This is a genomic window from Actinoplanes solisilvae, from assembly GCF_003999975.1.
Classification (GTDB): Bacteria; Actinomycetota; Actinomycetes; order Mycobacteriales; family Micromonosporaceae; genus Actinoplanes; species Actinoplanes solisilvae.
Genome location: NZ_RJAC01000019.1, coordinates 142,243 through 161,699, shown reverse-complemented (window position 1 = coordinate 161,699; position 19,457 = coordinate 142,243). Strand labels below are relative to the sequence as shown.

The following is a 19,457-nucleotide window of genomic DNA, read 5'->3' as shown; positions in this document are numbered from 1 at the left end:
AGAGCAGCCATCCCGCGTACGAGCTCAGTGGTTGATCTTGTAGCTGATGTGCGTGACCAATGTGGATACGCGTGCGGAGATTTGCTCGAGGCCCTGGGGCGGGACGCCGTCGAAGAGGCGCTCGCCGGCCCCGATGACTACCGGGGCGATGTGCAGCCGAAGCTCGTCGATCAGGCCGGCGGCCAGGAACTGGTTGACCGTGGTCGCGCCGCCCGCGATCGCGATCGTACCGTCGCCGGTGGCCTCGACCGCGCGCGTGAGGGCCGCCTCGATGCCGCCGGTGATGAAGTGGAACGTGGTGCCGCCCCGCATCGGCAGGTCGTCGCGTTCGTGGTGGGTCAGGACGTAGACCGGCTTGTGGTACGGCGGGTCTTCGCCCCACCAGCCCGACCACTCCAGGTCCCACTCGCCGCGGCCCGGACCGAACATGTTGCGGCCCATGATGAACGCGTCGGCCGCGACGATCGCCGCTCGCTCGGCCGCGTTCTCGTCGGGGGTCTCGAACATCCATCGGTGCAGCTGCTCGACCGGGCCGTCGCCGAACGGCCGCTCCAGCGTCTGGTGCACGCCGGTGGCGAACCCGTCGGCGGAGATCGAGATGTCGCAGACGACGCGGGCCATGTCGTTGCCTCCAGGTGAACCGATTGCGAACTGCAACTGGTTCGGACTGTAGGGGAACCGATTGTAGACTGCAAGCAGTAACGGAAAGGAATACCGAGATGAGCGCCGACCACCGTTCCGGGTGCCCGATCAACCTCTCGCTGGAGGTGCTGGGTGACAAGTGGTCGCTGCTGATCATCCGGGACATGATGTTCGGCAACCGGCGGCACTTCCGGGCCCTGCTGACCGACTCGGAGGAGGGCATCGCCTCCAACATCCTGGCCGACCGGCTGACTCGTCTCACCGACCTCGGCATGATCACGTCGGCGCCCGACCCGTCCCACAAGCAGCGCATCCTGCTCAGCCTCACCGAGCCGGCCATCCAGCTCGTGCCGGTGCTGGCCCACCTCGGCGCGTGGGGCCGCCGCCACCTGCCGGTCACCCGCGAGCTGGCCATCCGCGCCGAACTGCTCGAGCGCGGCGGCCAGCCGCTGTGGGACGACTTCATGGACGAGCTGCGCGAATTGCACCTCGGCATCGCGCGCCCGGCGGGCACGCCGTCCGTACTCGACGGGCTGACCGAGGCCTATCTCGCCGAACTGAAGGCTGACCGCGGGGCGGCCGGGGTCACCTGAGGTAGCCGTAGTTGTCGCACGTGCGGCGCTGACGGATGCAGTCCTTCGTACGGCTGTTCATCACGTCCGGGTCCCACATGACGAAGGCGTCGCCGTGCATCGAGGACGCGCTCTTCACATCTTTGTCCGAGGACAGGTAATAGCCCGCCTTGCTGCCCTTCACCCCGTACTGGATGTCGAAGGTGATGGCCGGGATGCGGACCGGATGGCTGGACGGGCAGGCCCGGTCGCTGCCGAAGGTGACGTGCGCCTTGTGGGTGGGGCTGTCGAGGTGCTTGCCGTCCCAGCAATCGGGGAACTGCAGCATGAAGTGCAGGGTGGCGTCGCCGCCGCAGATGGGCCAGTTGCCGTTGCTGCTGCGGGCGATGCCGTCGAGGTCGCCGGGGCCGTAGAAGGCGCAGTAGAACTGGCCCTGTGCGCCGCGCGGGGTCGGCACCTTCTTCTTGGCGTCGCCGGCGACCATGCGCAGGCCGTTGGGGGCGGGCATGACGTCGTCCGAGTCGCCGCGCAGCGAGCGGTAGTAGACACGGAAACCCGTGGTCTCGACCGGCTTGCCGCTGGCGTTGTCATAGAGCGTCGGCACCCAGTACGCGGAGTGGTCCTGCACGGGTTTGCAGGTGGTGGCCGTGAACTTCATCAGGTCGGCCGCCGTGGTGTGCGCGTCGAGGGCCTTGTTGCCGACGAACGAATGCATGTGCGAGGCGCCGGGCAGTCCCGGTAGGACGATCGGGTCGTCGGCGAGACGGTGGCTGTATTTGCAGTCCGCGCGAAACTCCGGAAGATCACCGACCCCGGCCGGTACGGCGGCAGGCTTGCGGCTCTTGTAGGCAGCGACCTGCTTCTTCCACGCCGCCTGGTCGACGGGGATCCAGCCGCCCTTGGGCACCTCGCGAGCCGGCACGCCAGTCGTCGGTGCGCCAGTCGTGGGGGCGGCGGATGCTGGTCGCGACGGGGTCGCGGACGCCGGGCTCGCCGAACGCGCGGGTGACGACGCGACGGCGGCACTCGACGCGGACTGCACTGCGGCGGCGGCTTCAGCGGACGGCGTGGGCTCGGCGCTCGTGGCGGCCAGCGCGACCGCCCCCGCCGTCACGGCCACGGCGACCACGGCCGCACCGGCACCGACGACGGCCCAGACGCGCTGCGGCCGGCGGCGGTGGCGAGGCTGCGGCACGTCGGAGTTGTTCGACACGGGTCACTCCTCACAGGTTGCTTGAGAAGGAGACCCGTGGCGACGCGCGCGATAACGAAAACTTCTACGCCGGACGCAGAACGGCGACCAGGAAGTCGGACTCCGGCGTGAACGGGCGCAGGTCCCATGTGCCGAGCAGCAGGTCAGTGGTCAGACCGGCGGCGCCGGCATCGGTCAGGAAGTCGTCGAAGGCGTAGCCGCGACCGGCGCCGAAACCGATCACCACACGGCCGCCGTCGCGCAGGTGCCGCCCGAGCCGGCGCAGGATCTCGACCCGGGTGGCGGGCGCCACGAAGGTCATCACGTTGCCGGCGCTGACCACGACGTCGAAGGACTCGGGCAGGTCGAGCTCGCTCAGATCACCGACCAGCCACGTCGCGCCCGGATGCTGCGACTTCGCCTCGGCGATCAGAACCGGGTCGAGATCGACGCCGACCACCTCGTGCCCCGCCGCTGCTAGCAGGCCACCGACCCGCCCCGTGCCGCAACCGGCATCGAGCACCCGCGCCTGCCGGGGCAGCATGGCGTCGATCAAGCGCGCCTCGCCGGCCAGATCGGCGCCGGACTCGGCCATGGTGCGGAAACGGTCGACATACCACTGCGAATGGTTCGGGTTCTCGGCGAGCAGTTTGAGCCAGCCGTTCTGATCACTCATCACCCCTGATGCTAACCGGCGACCCTCTTCAGCAGCTCGGTGATCCGCGCCTCGACCTCGGCGTTCAGCCTGATCAGGGCGTACGCGGTGGGCCACATCTCACCGTCGTCGAGCTCGGCCTCCTCGTTGAAGCCGATCGTGGCGTACCGGGCCTTGAACTTGACGGCCGGCTGGAAGAAAACAGTCGCCTTACCGTCCTTCCCGTACGCGGGCATGCCGTACCAGAGCCGCGGCTTGAGCTCGGGCGCGTTCGCCTTGACGAGCGCGTGCAGCCGCTCGGCCAGCACCCGGTCCTCCCCCGTCATCTCCGCGATCTTCTCCAGGACGGCCGGCTCCTCGTCCTTGACCTTGCCGCGGCGCGCGGCCTTGACCTCCTTCGACCGCTCCTTCATCGCCGCCCGCTCTTCCTCGGTAAAGCTCACAACCGTCTCCCGTCCTTCGTTTGCCCTGGTCATGCCCATCATGCTAGGGACCGCGGGTCATCGGCCGCTTCTCGAAAACTGACCAGTTGTGAAGGCACGGCGGTTGCGGCGCTGCGATTCAATCGATAGGTGACGGTCAATCGCCGAAAGCTTCGCAACCGACGGACGGATTGATCCTTGACGTCGCGCCCTCGCAGCCACGGCAACGGAGACCCCCCGGACCCGCCCGACCGGGGCGGAGGCAGCCCCTCGGGAGCGCATGGCCCGGTGCGAAGTGTGGCCGAGGGGCAGGCGGTGGTCGAAGGAATCGTTCCGCGGGGTCGCGCGGGATCGGGCGCGAACACAGGCAACGCCGCGCAATCACCGCAGCCGTCGGCCGACGGGGAAGCCATGCTCGCCCGGGCGATGCGCACCTATGATCAGCTCGGCGCCGATCCGCCGAAGATCGACCTGGCCAGGAACGACCGGGACAACGATCCCGCTCATACGATCGAGCGTCACGGACCCGACGTGCCGTTGAGGCGAGATCCGAACGTGCAGACGATCGAGGGCCGCATCTACAAGGACACGGGCTGGAGCAAGGCCGAGAACCAGTCGTTCAAGTGGGACGGCGCCTCGATCATGACCCAGGAGGTCAACGACTACATCCGGCGGAACTGGGACGGCATTCGCAGTGATCTGGCGATGGAGGGTCGGCACCGAGGCCAGTACGACTCCGGCCATCGTGTCGGTGAGGGCTTCCTCAACGGCGGGATGCACGGAACCGGTCCACGTCAGGCGCACCATATGGCGACGAGCCTGGTGCGCATCAAGATCGAGCTCGTGCCGAATTCGGACCCGGCGAAAGCCTTCGTGGTCACCGCGTTCCCTGCGGGGATACTACCGTGAAGCGCATGGACACCTCTGGACTTCCCGAGCCGCTGCGGGCGCGGATCGCCGAGCGTGAAGCGCGCTCGACGATCGAGAAAGCCCGCTCGCTCCTCCAGGGTTACGTCCCCGACTCCGACGGAAGCGACGAGATCCGCGAGGAACTGCTTACCACCGCGCGCTACAACACCTACTTCCTGCGTCAAGAACTCACCGCCCTCGAAACGGTTCTGACCGAGGATCTTCCGAACGGCACTCTCTTCCGGATGGTCTCGATCGACGCCAGCTGGCCTCTCGACGACGACCCGACCGACGCGGGCGCGGCTGTCTTCCTGCGGCAGTTCGCCGGGTGGGTACGTGCCGCAATCGATCAGGCCGAGAACGAGAAGAGACATTGATGATTGACGTGGCGCGGTAGAAAGAGGGAATGACCGAGCCGCTGTTGGATCCGGACAGTTCGCGGGAGTATCTGCGGGACTGGAAGGGGCGCGTCGACCGGGCCGCGGCCGCCACCCAGGCGATGAGTGAGCGGCTCGACGGGCTGCGGATCAGCGCCTCCGACGGCAACAACCTGGCCGAGGTGGTTATCGACTCCGGTGGGGTTCTCGTCGAGGTGCGGTTCTCCGAGCGGATTCGCAGTGTCGCCCCTGACGCCGTTTCGCGGGCGGTCATGGAGGCGCACGGGACAGCCCGGCATAGGGCAGCCAAGGCCCGGCACGACATTCTCAGCGAAACACTCGGGGCCGATTCCGCCGTGGCCCGCGCGATCGAGGAGCGGCTCGCATGAGTGACGGGTTCTCGGTCGACGGTCAGCAGCTGCGGGCGCACGCGACCCGGGTCGACGGCGTTCAGCAGCGTTTCGCCGCGGTCAGGGCGGCCAGTTCGGCGATCGTCCAGGACGACGCGGCGTACGGGCTGCTCTGCGGTTGGATGGCGGGCGTTCTCGAGGCCCGGCACGCGAAGCAGGACGAGCTTTACGCGTACGTCGAGGAGAATCTTCGCCTCGCGTCGGACGCGCTGGTGCGTACGGGGCAGGACTACGAGCTCGCCGACGACGCGGCCGCCGAGCGCCTGCGCCGGGCCGGTGGCCTCTGATGCCCGATCTGGTCGCTGTCGCCTCGACCGGGCCGGGCACGTCGGGCGCGTCGCTTGTCGACAGCTTCCAAGGTTTGCAGCAGTCGATCGCCGGCGGGGGCTGGGTCGATCAGGCCGTCGCCGGTGGGGCGTTCGCGCTCGAGGCCGCGTCGGCGGTGCTCGACCCGTTCAGCACGCTGCTCGCCAACGGGCTGGGCTGGGCGATGGAGTACTTCGAGCCTCTGCGCGAGGTTCTCGACAAGCTCGCGGGTATGCCCGAGCGGGTCGCCGCCCACGCCGCCACCTGGCAGAACATGGCCGGCGAGCTGTCCGCGATGGCCACTGACCTGCGGGGTGCCCTCGCCGCCGACCTGCCCGACTGGACGGGCCCGGCCGCGCTGACCTATCAGAGCCTGATGGCCAACAACGTCGACGCTCTGGGCGGGCTGTCGTCGCTGGCCACAACGATGTCCTCGGCTACGCAGGCGGCGGGCAACCTGGTCACGTTCACGCGAGATCTCGTACGGGATCTGATCGCCGATCTGGTGGCGCGGGTGATCGTCTGGGCCGCCGAGGCGTTGCTCATCGTGACGATCCCGATCGTGGCCGCCCAGATCGCGTCGGCCGTGGTGAAGTGGGCCGGCCGGATCCTGGTCTACACAACGGCCCTGATCACCAGCCTCACGAACCTCACCCGCCTCGTGCGGGGGTGAACGCAACACACCGGCGTGTGAGACCGGTAATCACTTCGGCACGTAGTCGTGTCATCGTTCGGTGGTGAATGATCAGCGACCGGCGCCCGCCTACCTGGACGAGATCACCCTGCTGATGCAGGTGTTGATCAAGGCGGACGACCCCTCGATCCCCGCCGCCGCGATCATGGCCGCCCTGCACGACCACCTCGAGTCCGAGGAGTTCGCGACCAGCCTCTATCTCGTGTGGGGTGTGCTCGGCGAGGGCGAGTGGCAGGCCGAGCGGGCCGTCGAGGCCGCTCGCGACTGGCTGGCCCTCGACCACGACGACCGCGAGGCGGTCCGCCGCTACTACGACCACTGGCTGTACGAGATCTGCGGATACGACAGGCCGTAAAGACGTACGACAGGCGTGAAGACGTACGACAGGCGTGAAGACGTACGACAGGCGTGAAGACGGGTGAAGCCCGTTGCGGGCCGGCCGGCGCGGGGCGCAACCGCACCATTCCCTCGCCGGCCCGCGACGGACGCTTATCCCTTGAGGGCCGGCTCGAGAGCCGGGTCCTCCACCGACGCCCACTGCTCGGTCTCGGCCGAGCGGCTCACCGCGTCAAGGACGAGTTGCACCTGAAGCGCGTCGTCGAACGACGGGGTGGGCTGCTGACCGGTGGCGATCGCCTCGATCAGGTCGCGTACCTCGTGGGTGAAGGTGTGCTCGTAGCCGATGCCGTGGCCCGGCGGCCACCACGCCGTCATGTACGGGTGGTCGGGCTCGGTCACCAGGATGCGGGTGAAGCCCTGCTCGGAGCTGGGCCGCTCGGCGTCGTAGAACTCGAGCTCGTTCTGCCGCTCGAAGTCGAACGCGAGCGAGCCCTTCGAGCCGTTGAGTTCGATGCGCAGGGCGTTCTTACGGCCGGTGGCGAAGCGGGTGGCCTCGTAGGTGCCGATCGCTCCGCCGTCGAGGCGGGCCAGGAACAGGGCCGCGTCGTCGACCGTCACGTCGCCCAGGCCGCTGCCGTCGGAGGAGGCCGCGGCGGACAGGCCCGCCGAGCCGGACGGCAGCGGGCGCTGCTTGATGAACGTCTCGGTCAGCGCCGACACCGAGGTGATCGACTGACCGGTGACGAACTGGGTCGTGTCGATGATGTGGGCGCCGATGTCGCCCAGCGCCCCCGACCCGGCCAGTTCCTTGCGAAGACGCCACACCAGCGGGAACTCCGGATCGATGATCCAGTCCTGCAGGTAGTTGGCGCGGACGTGCCGGATCTCGCCGATCCGGCCCTCCTGCACGAGCTTGCGCATGAGGGCCACGGCGGGCACCCGGCGGTAGTTGAAGCCGCACATGGCCCGTACGCCCGAGGAAGCGGCGGCGGTCGCGGCCGCTGCCATCTCTCGCGCCTCGGCCACCGAGTTGGCCAGGGGCTTCTCGCAGAGCACGTGCTTGCCCGCGGCCAGGGCGGCCAGGGCGATCTCGGCGTGCGTGTCGCCCGGGGTGCAGATGTCGATCAGGTCGATGTCGTCCCGATCGATCAGGCTGCGCCAATCGGTGGTGTGCTCGTCCCAGCCGAGCTTCGCAGCGGCGGCCGCCACCCCTTCCGGGGAGCGACCGCTCACCGCCGTCATCCGTGCCGTCAGCGGCAGGTCAAAAGCGTGGTTGACGGTGCGCCACGCCTGCGAGTGCGCCGCCCCCATGAACGCGTAGCCGACCATGCCGACCCGCAGCTGCTCCGACATCGAATCTCCTTCTTAGAAGCCGAGCTTGGCGTACTTCGCCGCGTTGTCCTTGGTGATCGTCTCGGAGGCGAGAGTGATCTCCTGCGGCACCTGCAGCTCGACCAGGTCGCTCATGCCCTTGCCCTGGCCGATGAGCCGGGCGAGGGAGATGGCCGAGGAGGCCATCGACGGGCTGTAGGTCACGGTCGCCTTGAGCACCGAGTCGTCCTTGGTGATCGCGTCGATGGCCAGCTTCGAGCCCGCGCCGCCGACCATGAAGAACTCACTGCGGTTGGTCTGCTTGATCGCGGCGAGAACGCCGATGCCCTGGTCGTCGTCGTGGTTCCAGAGGGCGTCCATCTTGGGCAGCGCCTGCAGCAGGGCGGTCGCAGCGGCCTGGCCGGAGTCGGCGGTGAACTCCGCCGGACGCCGGTTGGCGACCTTGAAGCCGTACTCCGCGAGCGCGGTGTTGAAGCCCTGGGTGCGCTCCTGGGTCAGCTCGAGCGAGTCGATGCCCGGGATCTCGCCGATGATCGGGTTGGTGACGCCCTTGGCCTTGAGCTGCTCGCCGATGTAGTGGCCGGCGGCGAGGCCCATGCCGTAGTTGTCGCCCTTGATCTGCAGCCGGTAGGCCGCCCGCGACGGGAACGCCCGGTCGAGGTTGATGACCGGGATACCGGCCTTCATCGCCTCGAGGCCGGTCGAGTCGAGCTCCTTGCCGTCGGCCGGGAGCATCACGATGACAGTGGGCTTCTGCGCGATGAGCGTCGCGATCGCGGCACGCTGGGCGGCCGCGTCAGTGCCCGACTCGACGGCCCGGAACTCGACATCGGGGTACACCGCGGCCTGCGCCTTGGCGTTGGTGGTGATCGCCGCGATCCAGCCGTGGTCGGCGGCCGGGGCGGAGAAGCCGATGATGACCTTCTGGCCGGCGGCGGCATTCGGGTTGGCGCTCGTGCCGGTGTTGGTGTTCACCTGCGCGTTGGTTTCGGGCTCGTTGCTCGTGCAGGCGGTAAGAAGCGCACCGGCGCCGACCGCGGCACCACCGAACAGAATGCGCCTACGGGACAAAGCGGACATGATTCCTCCCAAGGAGTACCCGGGTCGAGCGGAACCGGGCGAAAAAGAAAATCAGCGCTTGAACAGTTGTGTGAATGAGCGGTAACGGAACTGCTGGATCAGGACGGCGGCCACGATGATCGCGCCCTTGACCATGTTCTGAACCTCGGTGGAGAGGTTGTTGATCGCAAACAGGTTGGTGATGGTGGAGAAGACCAGCACCCCGAAGAGGGCGCCGACAATGGTGCCGCGGCCGCCGCTGAGCAGCGTGCCACCGATGATCGCCGCAGCGATCGCGTCGAGTTCGTACAGGTTCGCCATGGCGGCCTGAGCACTGGTCGCCTGCGACGTCAGCATGATCGCGGCGATGCCGCAGCAGAGGCCGGACAGCGCGTAGAGCAGCATGTGGTGCCGCTTGACGTTGATGCCGGCGAGCCGAGCCGCCTCGGGGTTACCACCCACGGCCACCGTGCGCCGGCCGAAGGTCGTGCGGTTGAGCAGAACCCAGCCGGCGGCGACCACGAGGGCGAGAATCCAGACCAGCAGCGGGATGCCGAGCAGCCGTTCGCTGGCCAGGCTGTTGATCGTGGAGTTCGCCGAGATCTGGGTCTGCTTGCCGGAGATCTGCGCGGCCAGACCCCGGGCCGCCACCAGCATCGCCAGTGTCGCGATGAAGGGCACAAGCTTCCCGTACGAGATCAGCACGCCGTTCACGAGGCCGACCGCGATGCCCACGATCAGGGCCGTGAAGATCATGCCGCCGGCGCCGTAGCTCTGGGTCGCGAGGGTCGTCGCCCAGACCCCGGCCAGGGCGATGATCGCGCCGACCGACAGGTCGATGCCGCCGCCGATGATCACGAAGGTCATGCCGACCGTGACCACGCCGATCGCCGACGCCTGCTGCAGGATCGTCAGGAAGTTGTTCTTGACCCAGGTCGGGTCGCTGTAGAGGTCGGGCTTCGTGATGATGCCGACCACGATGAGCAGGACGAGGACGCCGACCAGGCCGAGGTTACGCAGAACCCCGTCGTCGATCTTGCGGCGCTCGTGTTTGGTGGTCGCCTCCGGGGGCGCAGTCTGGGTTGTCATGCTGGCTCCCCTTCCAGGATGGACTCAGTCGTCAGCGACCCCGCCATCACGAGGTCGAGGACGGTGTCCTCGTCGAGTTCCGAGGCGGGCGCCTCGCGGATGATCCGGCCTTCACGCATCACGAGCACCCGGTCGGCCAGACCGAGCACCTCGGGCACCTCGCTGGAGACCAGCAGCACCCCCACGCCGCGCTCGGCCAGATCGTGAATGACCTGGTAGAGCTCGGCCCGAGCGCCGACGTCGACGCCGCGGGTGGGCTCGTCGAGCAGCAGCAGCTTGGTGTTCTCGAGCAGCCAGCGGCCGACCACGACCTTTTGCTGGTTGCCGCCGGAGAGCGTCCGGATCGGCCGGTTCACGTCGCGCGGGCGCAGCTCGAGAGCGTCGGCCGTCTTCTCGGCGGCCCGGCGTTCCCCGGCCGTGTCGGTGAAGCCGGCCTTGGCGAAGCCGGAGAACGACGCGAGCGTCATGTTCTTGTAGACCGGCTCGTCGAGCAGCAGGGCCTGGCTCTTGCGCTCTTCCGGCGCCATCCCCATGCCCTTGCTCACGGCCTTGCCGACGCTGGTGATGCGCTGGCCGTCGAGCGTGACCGTGCCGGCGTCGGCCCGGCGGGCGCCGAAGATCGTTTCCAGCAGCTCGGAGCGGCCCGAACCGACCAGCCCGGCGATGCCGACGATCTCGCCCGGCGCGACCGTCAGGCTCGCGTCGGCGAACTCGCCGGCACGGCTCAGCCCGTCGACCACCAGCAGCGGGTCGAGCTGCAGCGGGGGGCGGCGGGGCGGGAAGACGTACTCGATGCTGCGGCCGGTCATCTTGCTGACCAGCTCGCGGGTCGGTGTGCTGCGCGCGGGCAGGTTGGCCGCGGTCGTGCGGCCGTCCTTGAGCACGGTCACGCGGTCGCCGATCTCGCGGATCTCCTCCATGCGGTGGGAGATGTAGATGACCGCGATGCCCTGGGCCGTCAGCTCCCGGATGATGCGGAACAGGTTCTCCACCTCGTCGTGAGCGAGCACCGCACTGGGCTCGTCCATGACGATCAGCCGGGCCTCGTGCGAGAGGGCACGGGCCATGCTGACGATCTGCTTTCCGGCCGCGGGCAGGTCGCGCACCATCGTGCGCGGCGGGATCTCGCCGTGGCCGAGCCGGGCCAGGATGCCCCGGGTCTTCTGGGCCGCGGCACGCCGGCGGCTGAAGCCGAAGCGGCTGTCCTCATGGCCGAGGAACGCGTTCTCGGCGACCGAGAGATCGTCGACGAGGTCGAGCTCCTGATAGATGGTGGCGATGCCGGCCCGCATGGCGGCCTGCGGGGTGGCCGGCGCGAACGACTCGCCCAGGAAGTTGACCTCGCCGCTGTCGGCGTGGTGCACGCCGGCCAGCACCTTGATCAGCGTGGACTTGCCGGCGCCGTTCTGCCCGAGCAGGCAGTGCACCTCGCCCGCGCGCACCTCTAGCTGCACGCCGTCGAGGGCGCGTACGCCCGGGAAGGTCTTGACCACATCGGTGAGTCGCAGGACCACGTCGCCGGGCCCGTCACCCCCACCGTTGTCGTCGGGCGGTGGCGGAGTCTCCTGCGGAGTGCGCAGCGCGACCCCCGCCGCCGCGGCCCCGGACGGTGGGGTCGCGACGGCGGACTCGGCCGCCTGGTCGGTCGCCTCCACGGGGGAGGCGTGCTCGGACGTCGGCTGGTGGGGCGGATCGGCCGGCGTGCGGCCGTCGCGGGAAGGAATGGTCATGACGCCTGCTCGAATGCCGTGTCGCTGGCCAGCACGGCGGCGCCGGTGACGCCCGCCCTGCTGCCCAGCTCCGAAAGGACAACGGGGAGGTTGCCGGTGGCCAGGGGCAGCGACCGGCGGTAGACCACACTGCGGATCTCGGCGAGGAGCACGTGGCCCAGCTGGGCCAGGCCCCCGCCGATAACGATCATCGAAGGGTTGGAGAAGGAGACAAGCGTGGCGAGCACACCGCCGACGCGGCGGCCCCCCTCGCGGATCAGGCGGATGCACGTGACGTCGCCCTCGGCAGCGCCGTCGGCCACGTCGCGCGCGGTGATGGTGATGTTCGGTTCCACCCGCTCCTCGTCGCCCGCCTGGTCGGCGGCCGACTCGCCGGCCGCGGCGCGGGCCGCGGCCTGATAGGCGGCGAGACGCTCGGCCAGGGCCGGGGACTCACCGGAGCGGGCGGCCGCGAGAGCGTCGCGGGCCAAGGCGAACCCGCTGAACAACGCCTCGAGACAGCCGGTGTTGCCGCACGAGCAGACCGGACCGCCGGCGTCGACCTGTATGTGGCCGATGTCGCCCGCGCAGCCGTCGACCCCGCGGTAGACCGTGCCACCCAGATGGATGCCGCAGCCGATGCCCGTACCGATCTTGACGAAAAGGAAGTCGTCGACCGAGTGCGCGACGCCGCCGTGCCGCTCGCCGATCGCCATGATGTTCACGTCGTTGTCGACGACGGCGGGGCAGCCGTGCTCGCGGGCGAGAAGCTCGCGGACGGGATAGCGGTCCCAGCCCGGCATGATCGGGGGCGAGACCGGGACGCCGTCGCGGAAACTCACCGGCCCCGGAACACCGATGCCGACAGCGTCGAGCCGGTCGTAAGCACCGTCGGTGCGAGCCTTGTGAAGCAGCTCGTTGACCCGTTGCAGTATGGTCCGCGGACCCGAGCGGATGTCGGACGGTTCGCGGTAAGTAGCGACCGGTTCGAGGCGTCCGTTGACGACCTCTATGTCGATCGAACTGGCCCCCAGATCGACCGCGGCGAACCGAAGTCGGGGGTTGAGTTCGACCAGGGTCGAGCGGCGCCCACCCCGGGAGGCGGCCATGCCCGCCTCGGCGATCAAACCGGCCGTGACCAGGCGATCAACCTCGGCGATCAAGCGCGGACGGGTAAGCTCGAGGCGGTCGCCCAACTCGGCTCGCGACACCGGGCCCTCGTCCCGCAGCAGGCGCAGGACCCGCAAGTGGGGGGCGTCGGCGACGTACACAGGAACCTCCGGAGGCGCTTAACACCGGGGTAACCCCTCGGTGTTGTGACCGTCACAGTAGGCGCGTTGCCGCTCCGGAGTCCATACCTTCTTGAAGATCATTACAAACTTTTGTCTCTCGCGGCAAAAGTACCGGTGCTAACGGCTGGTTGACCAAGACCTTTCCGTCCGTCACCGTCCCTGATCATGGCCCCTGGAACGCGCGAAGCCCCGGCCTGATCGGCCGGGGCTTCGCGGGGGGAGGTTACTTCGTACTCAAGCCTTGTTCGCTGCCCTTCTTGAGCTTGCGGTCGTCGCGCAGCTCCAGGAAAGGCTCGTCGGAGGGATCATGGCCGGCCGCGATCGCGCGTCCCCGCTCCAGTTCCGCGTCGAACTCGGCGCCGAGCAGGATCGCGATGTTCGAGATCCACAGCCAGACCAGGAACGCGATGACACCCGCCAGCGCACCGTACGTCTTGCCGTAGTCGGCGAAGTTGGCCAGGTAGAGCGCGAACGCGCCGGAGGCAACCAGCCACAGCACGACGGCGAAGATGCCGCCCGGGCTGACCCAGCGGAACCCGCCGGTCTTCGCGTTGGGCGAGGCCCAGTAGAGGATCGCGAACATCAGGCTGACCAGCATCACGAGCACCGGCCACTTGGCGATGTTCCACGCCGTGACGGCCGCGTCGCCAAGGCCGATCTTCTCGCCGACGACCCGCGAGAGTTCACCGGTGAAGACGACGATGAACGCCGAGATGATGAGCATCAGTCCGATGACCGCGGTGACACCGACACGGATCGGCAGCGTCTTCCAGATCGGGCGGCCCTCGGGCACGTCGTAGACGGCGTTGGAGGCGCGCATGAAGGCGGCGACGTAGCCGGAGGCCGACCAGAAGGCCAGCACCAGACCGACGATCGCCGCGAAGCTGGCCGTGCCGGAGTCCGACACCTGGTTCAGCACCGTGTCGACCAGGTTCTGGATCTCCGCGTTGTTGCCCGCGATCTGGCCGACGGTGTCCTTCACGGTCTGCTGGCCGTCGTTGCTCAGCAGCCCGAGAATGGACACCAGCACCAGCGCCCCGGGGAAGATCGACAACACGCCGTAGTAGGTCAGCGCGGCCGCCCAGTCGGTGACGTTGTCGCTCGAGAACTGCTTGGCCGTTCGCTTCAGGGCGGCCACAAGGCCCTTGCCCCGCAGCTGGGCCGGGCTCTTCGGGCCGGCGTCGGGCGGCACGGCAGAGAGATCACGTTCCTGGTCGTCGCCGGTGCGCGTGGTCGCGGCGGCGTCCACGTCGTAATCGTCCCCGGAGCGCTCGCGGGCGGCCTCGGGTGAGCCGTTGACGCGGGTCGACGCGTTCTCGTCGTCGTGCTTGTGCCGCAGTTTCATCGGTGCCCTCCAGGCGCCCAGCGTCCTCGGTGCGGGCCGTTCGCCGCGTCGCCTCACCCCGCCCGCGACGTGCCACAACGGCCCACAGACGTGATGCCCGCCACCAAGCCGCCCTAACCTCCTTCTCCCGGAGGACCGGTCCTCACTTGCAGAGCTGGCGCTCCATGCGGCGGCCGGCGACCGTCAGGCCGAGGGCCGCGAGGGCGAGCAGATAGGCCACGTCGAGCGCCTGGAGCCAGCCGGTCGTGCCGGTACTAAGGGCCCGCACGAGGTCGACCGAGCGGTAGAGCGGGGTCACCTCGACCAGCCAGCGCAGCACCGCGGGATAGCCGGTGGGCGGGACGAACGTGCCGGAGAACAGGAACAGGGCGAACTGGCCGGCCGCGATGAGGTCGAAATCCTGCCAGCTGCGGATGATCGTGGAGACGGCCATGCCCAGCGCGCCGAAGGCGATCCCGATCAGCAGCGTGGCGGGCAGCATCGCGAGGGCGCGGGCGGCGGTCGTGAGGTCGAGCAGCACCATGATGACCACGAAGGCGACCGAATAGATCAGCCCGCGGACCATCGCCCAGGCCAGCTCGCCCAGCGCGATCTCGATCGGGCGCACCGGCGTGGCCAGGATGCCCTCGTAGAGCCGGACGAACTTCATCTTGCCGAAGAAGTTGAACGTGGTCTCGGACAGCGCGCCGGTCATCGCCGCGGCGGCGAGCATGGCCGGGGCGACGAACTCGGCGTAGCCGACCACCTCGCCGCTGGGCAGCCTGATGTCGCCGATCAGCGCGCCCACCCCGACGCCGATCGAGAACAGGTAGAGCACCGGTTCGAGGAAGCCGGACACCAGCACGACCCAGTAGGCCGAGCGCAGCGTCGACAGGTTGCGCTCGGTCACCGAGGCCGCCCGGCGGCTCATGCCCTCGAACGAGATCAGCCGGGGCAGCACCAACGTCACCATGATCAGATCACCAGCCGGCGGCGGAAACGGACGTGGGCGAGCAGACAGCCGGCCGCGCACCAGGCCAGCAGGCAGGCCACGTGCACCAGGCCGAGGAGGCCGGGGCTGGTGCCGAGGATCGCGTCGCGGCTCAGCTCGACGCCGTGCCAGAGCGGGAACACGTAGGCCACCCAGCGCAGCAGCTCGGGCAGCGACCCGATCGGGAAGAACACCCCGGAGAACAGCGACATCGGCAGCACCGCGAACCGCATCAGGATGATCAGGTAGCTGTCGCTGCTGACGCTCGCCGCGTAGGCCACCGTGGGCGCGGCGACGGCCAGACCGACGAGCAGCGCGACCACCAGGGTGAGCGGCGCCCACCACGAGTGCAGCGTGCCGAAGGCGGCCGCCACCGCGAGGAACACCGCCGCGCTGAGCACGATGCGGAAGAGCATGAAGGCGAGATGTCCACCGAGGATGTCGGCCACTCGCAGCGGGGCCGCGGCCTGCGCGAAATAGACCTTGAGCCACTCGAAGTAGCTGAACACCGGCCAGGTGGCCTCGCCGACCGCCGCCTGCAACGCCGTCGACGCGATGAGGCCCGGCACGATCCAGTCGAGGTAGGGCACGCCACCGACGCCGCCCTCCACATAGGCGCCCACGCCGACCCCGAAGCCGAGCATGACCAGCAGCGGCATGACCAGGGTGGTCAGCGCGCTGGACCGCCAGGTGCGCCGGTAGTTGACCAGGTGGAACTCGAGGACGGAGAGCATGGCGGTCATCAGTCGACCAGCGTCCGGCCGGTGAGGTGCAGGAAGACGTCTTCCAGGCTGCTGCGCCGGGCGAGGACGCTCGCCGGGCTCAGCGAACGCCGGTGCACCTCGGCCGTGGCCTCGTCACCGTCGTCGACGTAGAGCAGAACGCGGTCGGGCAGCACCTCGAGCCGCTCGCCGATGCCGTCCAGCTTTTCCGCGTACGCCCGTTGGTCGTCGGCGTTGAAGCGCAGCTCGACCACCTCACGGGTCGAGTAGCGCTCGATCAGCTCGCGCGGTGAGCCCTCGGCCACGATGCGGCCGCCGTCCATCACCACCAGCCGGTCGCAGAGTTGCTCGGCCTCGTCCATGTAATGGGTCGTCAGCACCAGCGTCACGCCCTGCTGCTTGAGCCGGAACAACCGTTCCCACACCAGGTGGCGGGCCTGCGGGTCGAGGCCGGTGGTGGGTTCGTCGAGCAGCACCACCTCGGGCTGGTTGACCATCGCGCGGGCGATCGTGAGCCGCCGTTTCATGCCGCCCGACAACGGCTCGACCTTGCTGTCGGCACGCTCGGCGAGCTGCACGAACTCGAGCAACTCGTCGGCGCGGCGCCGGGCCTCGCGGCGCCCGATGCCGAAGAAGCGCGCATAGGTCGTCAGGTTCTCGCGCGCGGTCAGCTCGATGTCGAGGTTGTCGAGCTGGGGGCAGACGCCGAGCCGGGCCCGGATGCGCGGGCCGTCGCGCCGGGGATCGAGCCCGAGGATCTCGAGCACCCCGGATGTGGGCGGGGAGACACACCCGATCATGCGCATGGTCGAGCTCTTGCCCGCCCCGTTGGGCCCGAGGAAGCCGAACGCCTCACCCCGGCGCACATCGACGTCGATGCCGTCGACCGCCGTGAAGTCGCCGAACCGCTTGACCAGGCCGCGCGCGTGAATCAGAAAGTCTTCAGTCGGGTTTTGGGCGGCGGGCGGGGCGGTCGGATGGGGTTCCACGGCAATGACCCTAGGGCGGGGGTACGACAAGAACGACCGATTTCAGTCGGGCGGAGCCATCGTCCCCTGCGCCGTCGACACCAATTGGTCGGTCAGCTCGACCACCGCGGACAGCTCGACCGGGGTGCCCGAGTCGTAGCGCACCGCCCACGTCAGCCCGTCGCGGCCCGGGATCCGGCGGCCCACGACCCGCACGCCGCCCGAGCCCGAGGCCAGCGGGTGATGGGTCGTGTAGGCCACCGACTTCGTCACCCGGGTGCGCACCTGGTCGGGCAGCTCCCCCGGCGCGAGCAGCAGGAACGTCAGGACCGGCCCGTCGACCAGCACGGTGTAGCCGTCGCGTTCCTCGGCCACCTCGGCCGGGGTGATCCGCAGTTCGCGGCCCGACCACGCCGCCTTGTGAATGTCGTGCCAACCCAGCGGCGCCGCCACACCCGGCAGCCACAGGCCGTGATTGGTGGCCACCACCGCCCGGTCGTCGGAGACCAGGCACCACGCCACGACCCGCTCATCGGGGCCCAGCCGGGGCTTGAGGGCCGCGGGGAGCGAGGGCCGACGCCGAAGGAAGTTCACAGTCCACCTGCCGCCTGGTCACGCAGGGCTCGAGCCTGCTGTTCGAGGGAGAAGAGCTCACCGGCCAGGGCCAGATAGGCGTCCTTGTTGGCCACCGGGTTGACCCGTTGCACCTTGGACTTCAGGTCGCGGATGCGGGTCGTCACCGCGCCCACCTGCAGCCGGGCCAGCGTCACCTGCACATAGTGGGGGTCGACGGCACCGTCGACGCGCAACGGCTCGACCGCGAGCTCGGAGATCAGCCCCTGCCCGCCCAGATCGCCGCAGCTGTCGCGCACCTTCTCGATCCAGACCACGCCGCCCGACGACACCGAGGAGGCTCCGCCGGCCGCCTCGATCGCGACGCGCACGCTGTTGTAGAGCGGGTCGGCGTAATTCTCGGCGCCGACCACGTCGAACACCGGGCCGGCCAGTACCGGTTCCTGCAGCGCCAGCTTGAGCGACTCGCGTTCGACCAGACGCTGCGGCGCCTCGGCGACGGCCCGCGCCCGGGCCGGCTCGGGCTCGGACTGACCGCGCAGTGCCGAGTTCACCGCGCGTTGCACAGGCTCGAGATCCATGCCCAGATCGGCCGCGAGCTTACGGGCGTACTCGGGCCTCTTCTCGCGGTCTTTGATCTTGGAGACTAGAGGGGCGGCCCGGCGCATCGCCTCGACCCGGCCCTCGACCGTGTCCAGGTCGAAGCGGGAGATCGTGTGGCGCAGCGCGAAGTCGACCAGCGGCTCGCGGCCGGCGATCATGTCGCGGACGGCCAGGTCGCCCTTGGCCAGCCGCAGCTCGCAGGGGTCCATGTTGTCGGGGCTGACCGCGATGAACGTACGCCCGACGAAACGCTGATCTTCCTCGAAGGCGCGCAACGCGGCCTTCTGCCCGGCCGCGTCGCCGTCGAACGTATAGATGATCTCGCCGGTGAAGCTGTCGCTGTCCATCAGCAGGCGCCGCAGGACCCCGATGTGGTCGATGCCGAACGACGTGCCGCAGGTCGCGACGGCGGTCGGCTCGCCGGCCTCGTGACAGGCCATGACGTCGGTGTAGCCCTCGACGATGACCGCGCGGCCGCGCTTGGCGATCTCACGCTTGGCGTGGTCGATGCCGTAGAGCACGTGCGACTTCTTGTAGAGCGGCGTCTCGGGCGTGTTCAGGTATTTCGGGCCGTCGTCGTCGTCGAACAGCTTGCGCGCGCCGAAGCCGATCACGTCGCCGGAGAGGTCGCGGATCGGCCACAGCAGCCGGCGCCGGAACCGGTCGATCAGCGAGCCTGAGCGGGCCGGCTTGGTCAGACCGGCACTGTTCAGCTCTTCGGCGGTGAAGCCCTTCTGCCGCAGGTGCTTGGCGAGCGCGTCCCACGAGTCGGGAGCGAAACCGCAGCCGTACTTCTCGGCGGCGTCGCGCCCGAAGCCGCGCTGGGCCAGGAACTCGCGGGCCTTGCGCGCTCCCGCCGTACCCAATTGGTCGCGGTAGAAGTCGGTCGCCGCGAGATGGGCCGCCAGTAGCCGCTGCCGCTGCCCGGTCTGGGGGCGCGGCGTACTGGGCGAATTGTCTGTCTCATACCGTAGCTGGATGCCGCTGCGGGAAGCCAGCCGCTCGATCGACTCCATGAACGACAGGTGCTCGGCGTCCATCAGGAACTTGATCGCGTCGCCACCCTGGCCACAGCCGTGGCAGTAGTAAACGCCGCGAGCCGGCGCCACCGTGAACGACGGCGTCTTCTCGTCATGGAAGGGGCACAGCCCCTTCAAGTTGCCACCGCCCGCGGAGCGCAGCGTCACCGACTCACTGATGATGTCGGCGATCGACGTGCGGTCGCGGACCAGCGCGATGTCCTCGTCCTTGACCCTGCCCACCACGGCATACATCCT

General features: G+C 69.1%; 22 protein-coding genes. 7 read left to right on the top strand and 15 right to left on the bottom strand.

Annotated elements, in window-relative coordinates; genetic code table 11:
* Window positions 1-24: 24 nt before the first annotated feature.
* The gene (locus EER30_RS34905; RefSeq protein WP_127505040.1) at window positions 25-621 is read right to left on the bottom strand and encodes a dihydrofolate reductase family protein; all 597 of its coding nucleotides are present in this window, start codon (window positions 619-621) and stop codon (window positions 25-27) included.
* Between the two features lie 98 nt (window positions 622-719).
* Between EER30_RS34905 and EER30_RS34900 the strand changes: the two genes are divergently transcribed.
* A complete protein-coding gene (locus EER30_RS34900) occupies window positions 720-1,235 on the top strand; it encodes a winged helix-turn-helix transcriptional regulator (protein WP_127505038.1) in 516 nt (171 codons plus the stop codon).
* Here the strand turns inward: EER30_RS34900 and EER30_RS34895 are convergent.
* From EER30_RS34895 to EER30_RS34885, 3 genes are all read right to left on the bottom strand, one after another.
* Window positions 1,228-2,427 (bottom strand): DUF1996 domain-containing protein, encoded by a 1,200-nt coding sequence (locus EER30_RS34895; protein WP_127505036.1) that lies wholly within the window; start codon window positions 2,425-2,427, stop codon window positions 1,228-1,230. The two genes, EER30_RS34900 and EER30_RS34895, sit on opposite strands and share 8 nt — an antisense overlap.
* 64 nt (window positions 2,428-2,491) lie before the next feature.
* Window positions 2,492-3,082 (bottom strand): class I SAM-dependent methyltransferase, encoded by a 591-nt coding sequence (locus tag EER30_RS34890; RefSeq protein WP_127505034.1) that lies wholly within the window; start codon window positions 3,080-3,082, stop codon window positions 2,492-2,494.
* An 11-nt stretch (window positions 3,083-3,093) separates the two neighbouring features.
* Window positions 3,094-3,537, bottom strand: coding sequence for an iron chaperone (locus tag EER30_RS34885; protein WP_127505032.1), 444 nt, complete (start codon window positions 3,535-3,537; stop codon window positions 3,094-3,096).
* Between the two features lie 243 nt (window positions 3,538-3,780).
* Between EER30_RS34885 and EER30_RS34880 the strand changes: the two genes are divergently transcribed.
* The 6 genes from EER30_RS34880 (at window position 3,781) to EER30_RS34855 (ending at window position 6,534) form a co-directional block, all read left to right on the top strand.
* Window positions 3,781-4,392: a hypothetical protein gene (locus tag EER30_RS34880; protein WP_127505030.1), complete on the top strand. Its 612-nt coding sequence runs from the start codon at window positions 3,781-3,783 to the stop codon at window positions 4,390-4,392.
* Window positions 4,393-4,397: 5 nt separating this feature from the next.
* Window positions 4,398-4,769 carry a hypothetical protein gene (locus tag EER30_RS34875; RefSeq protein ID WP_240670484.1) on the top strand — a complete coding sequence of 124 codons (372 nt, stop codon included), beginning with the start codon at window positions 4,398-4,400 and terminating at the stop codon, window positions 4,767-4,769.
* A gap of 29 nt (window positions 4,770-4,798) precedes the next feature.
* Complete coding sequence (locus EER30_RS34870) at window positions 4,799-5,158, top strand: YbaB/EbfC family nucleoid-associated protein (protein WP_127505028.1); 360 nt, start codon at window positions 4,799-4,801, stop codon at window positions 5,156-5,158.
* Window positions 5,155-5,466, top strand: a complete 312-nt coding sequence (locus EER30_RS34865) for a type VII secretion target (protein WP_127505026.1) — start codon at window positions 5,155-5,157, stop codon at window positions 5,464-5,466. The genes EER30_RS34870 and EER30_RS34865 overlap by 4 nt, the downstream gene beginning before the upstream one ends.
* Window positions 5,466-6,158 (top strand): WXG100 family type VII secretion target, encoded by a 693-nt coding sequence (locus EER30_RS34860; RefSeq protein WP_127505024.1) that lies wholly within the window; start codon window positions 5,466-5,468, stop codon window positions 6,156-6,158. Before EER30_RS34865 ends, EER30_RS34860 begins: the two co-directional genes overlap by 1 nt.
* 64 nt (window positions 6,159-6,222) lie before the next feature.
* Window positions 6,223-6,534, top strand: coding sequence for a hypothetical protein (locus tag EER30_RS34855; protein WP_127505023.1), 312 nt, complete (start codon window positions 6,223-6,225; stop codon window positions 6,532-6,534).
* Window positions 6,535-6,668: 134 nt separating this feature from the next.
* Here EER30_RS34855 and EER30_RS34850 read toward each other — a convergent pair whose 3' ends face one another.
* The 11 genes from EER30_RS34850 to dnaG all read right to left on the bottom strand — a co-directional run bounded on the left by EER30_RS34850 (window position 6,669) and on the right by dnaG (window position 19,454).
* Window positions 6,669-7,871: a Gfo/Idh/MocA family protein gene (locus EER30_RS34850; RefSeq protein WP_127505021.1), complete on the bottom strand. Its 1,203-nt coding sequence runs from the start codon at window positions 7,869-7,871 to the stop codon at window positions 6,669-6,671.
* Window positions 7,872-7,883: 12 nt separating this feature from the next.
* Window positions 7,884-8,930 carry a substrate-binding domain-containing protein gene (locus EER30_RS34845; RefSeq protein ID WP_127505019.1) on the bottom strand — a complete coding sequence of 349 codons (1,047 nt, stop codon included), beginning with the start codon at window positions 8,928-8,930 and terminating at the stop codon, window positions 7,884-7,886.
* Between the two features lie 51 nt (window positions 8,931-8,981).
* On the bottom strand, window positions 8,982-9,998 hold the full coding sequence (locus EER30_RS34840; RefSeq protein WP_127505018.1) for an ABC transporter permease: 1,017 nt from the start codon (window positions 9,996-9,998) through the stop codon (window positions 8,982-8,984).
* The gene (locus EER30_RS34835) at window positions 9,995-11,512 is read right to left on the bottom strand and encodes a sugar ABC transporter ATP-binding protein (RefSeq protein WP_205650554.1); all 1,518 of its coding nucleotides are present in this window, start codon (window positions 11,510-11,512) and stop codon (window positions 9,995-9,997) included. The genes EER30_RS34840 and EER30_RS34835 overlap by 4 nt, the downstream gene beginning before the upstream one ends.
* Window positions 11,513-11,724: 212 nt before the next feature.
* The gene (locus EER30_RS34830; protein WP_127505016.1) at window positions 11,725-12,978 is read right to left on the bottom strand and encodes an ROK family transcriptional regulator; all 1,254 of its coding nucleotides are present in this window, start codon (window positions 12,976-12,978) and stop codon (window positions 11,725-11,727) included.
* A gap of 244 nt (window positions 12,979-13,222) precedes the next feature.
* Window positions 13,223-14,344 (bottom strand): YihY/virulence factor BrkB family protein, encoded by a 1,122-nt coding sequence (locus EER30_RS34825; protein WP_127505014.1) that lies wholly within the window; start codon window positions 14,342-14,344, stop codon window positions 13,223-13,225.
* 142 nt (window positions 14,345-14,486) lie between these two features.
* On the bottom strand, window positions 14,487-15,296 hold the full coding sequence (locus EER30_RS34820; protein WP_127505012.1) for an ABC transporter permease: 810 nt from the start codon (window positions 15,294-15,296) through the stop codon (window positions 14,487-14,489).
* 2 nt (window positions 15,297-15,298) lie between these two features.
* A complete protein-coding gene (locus tag EER30_RS34815) occupies window positions 15,299-16,057 on the bottom strand; it encodes an ABC transporter permease (RefSeq protein ID WP_127505010.1) in 759 nt (252 codons plus the stop codon).
* Complete coding sequence (locus tag EER30_RS34810; protein WP_127505118.1) at window positions 16,057-16,971, bottom strand: ABC transporter ATP-binding protein; 915 nt, start codon at window positions 16,969-16,971, stop codon at window positions 16,057-16,059. Before EER30_RS34810 ends, EER30_RS34815 begins: the two co-directional genes overlap by 1 nt.
* Before the next feature lie 96 nt (window positions 16,972-17,067).
* Entirely contained in the window at window positions 17,068-17,598 is a 531-nt protein-coding gene (locus tag EER30_RS34805; protein ID WP_127505008.1) for a hypothetical protein, read from the bottom strand.
* Complete coding sequence (gene dnaG / locus EER30_RS34800) at window positions 17,595-19,454, bottom strand: DNA primase (RefSeq protein WP_127505006.1); 1,860 nt, start codon at window positions 19,452-19,454, stop codon at window positions 17,595-17,597. Before dnaG ends, EER30_RS34805 begins: the two co-directional genes overlap by 4 nt.
* Window positions 19,455-19,457 lie beyond the last annotated feature (3 nt).

Coding starts and splice junctions, on each gene's coding strand:
- EER30_RS34905 (WP_127505040.1), bottom strand. CDS start 621: ATGGCCCGCGTCGTCTGCGACATCTCGATCTCCGCCGACGGGTTCGCC.
- EER30_RS34900 (WP_127505038.1), top strand. CDS start 720: ATGAGCGCCGACCACCGTTCCGGGTGCCCGATCAACCTCTCGCTGGAG.
- EER30_RS34890 (WP_127505034.1), bottom strand. CDS start 3,082: ATGAGTGATCAGAACGGCTGGCTCAAACTGCTCGCCGAGAACCCGAAC.
- EER30_RS34885 (WP_127505032.1), bottom strand. CDS start 3,537: ATGACCAGGGCAAACGAAGGACGGGAGACGGTTGTGAGCTTTACCGAG.
- EER30_RS34875 (WP_240670484.1), top strand. CDS start 4,398: ATGGACACCTCTGGACTTCCCGAGCCGCTGCGGGCGCGGATCGCCGAG.
- EER30_RS34870 (WP_127505028.1), top strand. CDS start 4,799: ATGACCGAGCCGCTGTTGGATCCGGACAGTTCGCGGGAGTATCTGCGG.
- EER30_RS34865 (WP_127505026.1), top strand. CDS start 5,155: ATGAGTGACGGGTTCTCGGTCGACGGTCAGCAGCTGCGGGCGCACGCG.
- EER30_RS34860 (WP_127505024.1), top strand. CDS start 5,466: ATGCCCGATCTGGTCGCTGTCGCCTCGACCGGGCCGGGCACGTCGGGC.
- EER30_RS34850 (WP_127505021.1), bottom strand. CDS start 7,871: ATGTCGGAGCAGCTGCGGGTCGGCATGGTCGGCTACGCGTTCATGGGG.
- EER30_RS34845 (WP_127505019.1), bottom strand. CDS start 8,930: ATGTCCGCTTTGTCCCGTAGGCGCATTCTGTTCGGTGGTGCCGCGGTC.
- EER30_RS34840 (WP_127505018.1), bottom strand. CDS start 9,998: ATGACAACCCAGACTGCGCCCCCGGAGGCGACCACCAAACACGAGCGC.
- EER30_RS34825 (WP_127505014.1), bottom strand. CDS start 14,344: ATGAAACTGCGGCACAAGCACGACGACGAGAACGCGTCGACCCGCGTC.
- EER30_RS34820 (WP_127505012.1), bottom strand. CDS start 15,296: ATGGTGACGTTGGTGCTGCCCCGGCTGATCTCGTTCGAGGGCATGAGC.
- EER30_RS34815 (WP_127505010.1), bottom strand. CDS start 16,057: ATGACCGCCATGCTCTCCGTCCTCGAGTTCCACCTGGTCAACTACCGG.
- dnaG (WP_127505006.1), bottom strand. CDS start 19,454: ATGTATGCCGTGGTGGGCAGGGTCAAGGACGAGGACATCGCGCTGGTC.